Origin of the sequence: Saccharomonospora iraqiensis subsp. iraqiensis (assembly GCF_000430445.1) — a bacterium.
GTDB lineage: Bacteria > Actinomycetota > Actinomycetes > Mycobacteriales > Pseudonocardiaceae > Saccharomonospora > Saccharomonospora iraqiensis.
On sequence record NZ_KE387058.1, the window covers coordinates 1 to 2,773 of the forward strand.

2 protein-coding genes and 1 pseudogene are annotated in these 2,773 nt (G+C 72.8%); all 3 read left to right on the forward strand.

Annotation, left to right across the window (positions count from 1 at the left end):
• A pseudogene (locus ACTIR_RS26280) lies at positions 1-204 on the forward strand (metabolite traffic protein EboE); the annotation flags it as partial.
• 29 nt (positions 205-233) lie between these two features.
• Complete coding sequence (locus tag ACTIR_RS0104795; protein WP_026453425.1) at positions 234-1,634, forward strand: alkaline phosphatase family protein; 1,401 nt, start codon at positions 234-236, stop codon at positions 1,632-1,634.
• Positions 1,631-2,638 (forward strand): sugar phosphate isomerase/epimerase family protein, encoded by a 1,008-nt coding sequence (locus ACTIR_RS0104800; RefSeq protein ID WP_026453426.1) that lies wholly within the window; start codon positions 1,631-1,633, stop codon positions 2,636-2,638. The genes ACTIR_RS0104795 and ACTIR_RS0104800 overlap by 4 nt, the downstream gene beginning before the upstream one ends.
• Positions 2,639-2,773: the final 135 nt, after the last annotated feature.

Consider the following 2,773-nt stretch of genomic DNA (forward strand, 5'->3'; position numbering starts at 1 on the left):
GCACCGCCGCTGGCCGCGACGACCGACGTGCTCGCCGACGCCCTGGCGGCGGTGCGCGCGCACGCGGGAGACGGCCCCGCCCCGCACGTCGAGGTGGAGACCTACACCTGGGGTGTCCTGCCGGACGGGCACCGGCAGGACCTCACCGCCGGGATCGCCGACGAGCTGCGCTGGGCGCGTTCGGAGGTGGCGGCGTGGGGGTGAGGACCGGAACCGACGACGGAGGTGGTGGCGTGCGCAAACTCCTGGTGCTCGACGTGGTGGGGATGACCCCCGACCTGCTGCGGCACATGCCGAACCTGTCCGCGCTGGCGGAACAGGGGTGGCAGGCCGAGCTCGGCACCGTGCTGCCCGCGGTGACGTGCAGCGTCCAGTCGACGCTGCTCACCGGGACCATGCCCGCCGAGCACGGCGCGGTCGCCAACGGCTGGTACTTCCGCGACCTCGGCGAGGTGTACCTGTGGCGCCAGCACAACCGGCTGGTGCAGGGCCCGAAGGTGTGGGAGACGGCACGGGCCGCGCACCCCGGCTACACCGCCGCGAACGTCTGCTGGTGGTACGCGATGGGGGCGAGCACCGACGTCACCGTGACGCCGCGCCCGATCTACCACGCCGACGGACGCAAGTCGCCGGACTGCTACGTGCGCCCCCCGGCCCTGCACGACGAGCTCACCGCCGAGCTGGGCGAGTTCCCGCTGTTCCACTACTGGGGGCCGACCGCGTCGCTCACCTCGTCGCGGTGGATCGTGGCCGCGACGCGGCGGCTGCTGCGCACCGAGGACCCGGACCTGCTGCTGGCCTACGTCCCGCACCTGGACTACGACCTCCAGCGGTACGGGCCGCACTCGCCCGAGGCGGTGCGCGCGGCCCGCGCGGTGGACGCCGAACTCGCCCCGCTGCTCGACGAGGCACGCGGGCGCGGGCGCACGGTGGTGGCGCTGTCCGAGTACGGCATCACCCCGGCCGACACCCCCGTCGACGTCAACCGGGTGCTCCGGCGCGAGGGGTTGCTGGAGGTCTACACCCAGGCCGGGATGGAGTACCTCGACCCGTGGACCTCGCGGGCGTTCGCCGTGGCCGACCACCAGGTGGCCCACGTCTACGTCGCCGACGGGGCGGACCTGCCCCGGGTGCGGCGGGTGCTGGAGAGCCTGCCGGGGGTGGACGAGGTGCTCGACCGCGCCGCCCAGGCCCGGTACGGGCTCGACCACGAGCGCTCGGGCGAACTGGTCGCGGTGGCCGAGCCGGGGGCGTGGTTCACCTACTACTACTGGCTCGACGAGGACCGCCGCCCCGACTTCGCCCGGGGCGTGGAGATCCACCGCAAACCGGGTTTCGACCCGGCCGAGCTGTTCTTCGACCCGGAGGACGCGCTGGTGAAGGCCAGGGCGGGGCTGAACCTGGTCCGCAAGAAGCTCGGGCTGCGCTACGCCATGAACGTCGTGCCCACCGACCCCCGGTGGGTGCGCGGGTCGCACGGCAGGCTGCCGGACTCCGCCGCGGGCGGTCCGGTCCTGCTCTGCTCCGATCCGGCCGTCCCGTCCGCCGTGGAGGCGACGGGCCGGCTGGCGGCCACCGACGTCGCCGATCTGCTGTTGCACCTGCAGGGAATCCGAGAGGAGGCTCGACGATGAGCCGACCGGTCACCTTGTTCACCGGCCAGTGGGCCGACCTGCCGTTCGAACAGGTCTGCCACTACGCCGCGGACTGGGGCTACGACGGACTGGAGATCGCCTGTTCGGGCGACCACTTCGAGGTCGACCGTGCCCTGTCCGAGCCGGACTACGTGGACAACCGGCGCAAGCTGCTCGACTCGTACGGGCTGAACGTGTGGACGATCTCCAACCACCTCGTCGGGCAGGCCGTCTGTGACGACCCGATCGACGTGCGCCACCGCAACATCCTGCCCGCCCGCATCTGGGGGGACGGCGACCCGGAGGGCGTGCGGCAGCGGGCGGCGGCGGAACTGGCCGACACCGCACGGGCCGCGGCGCGGCTGGGGGTGGACACGGTCGTCGGGTTCACCGGCTCGAAGATCTGGAAGTACGTCGCGATGTTCCCCCCGGTGCCACCGGAGCTGATCGACGACGGCTACGCCGACTTCGCCCGCCGGTGGAACCCGATCCTGGACGTCTTCGACGAGGTGGGCGTGCGGTTCGCCCACGAGGTGCACCCGAGCGAGATCGCCTACGACTACTGGACGACGACGCGGGCGCTGGCGGCCGTCGACCACCGCCCGGCCTTCGGTCTGAACTGGGACCCGTCGCACTTCGTGTGGCAGGACCTCGACCCGGTCGGGTTCATCCTCGACTTCGCCGACCGCATCTACCACGTCGACTGCAAGGACACCAAGACCCGGTTCGACGGCCGCAACGGCAGGCTCGGCTCGCACCTCGCCTGGGCCGACCCCCGCCGCGGCTGGGATTTCGTCTCCACCGGACACGGCGACGTGGACTGGGAGAGTGCCTTCCGCGCGCTGAACGCCATCGGCTACACCGGGCCGATCTCGGTGGAGTGGGAGGACGCGGGCATGGACCGGTTGCGGGGTGCGGCCGAGGCCGTCACCCACCTCCGCGGCCTGCTGTTCGACAAGCCGGAGGCGGCCTTCGACGCCGCCTTCGCAACGGAGAGCGCGTGAACGGGGCGCACGGGAGCACACGGAGGAGGCGGCGATGAGAGACAGCACGACAGGTGACGGCGTGGCAGGCGGGGCAGGTCACGGGGCGGACGGTGACGGGCCGGCGGGCGCCGGCGCGACGGGTGCCGCGGCGGG

Excerpts from the sequence above, each read along its gene's own strand:
- ACTIR_RS0104800 (WP_026453426.1), top strand. The coding sequence starts at position 1,631 with ATGAGCCGACCGGTCACCTTGTTCACCGGCCAGTGGGCCGACCTGCCG.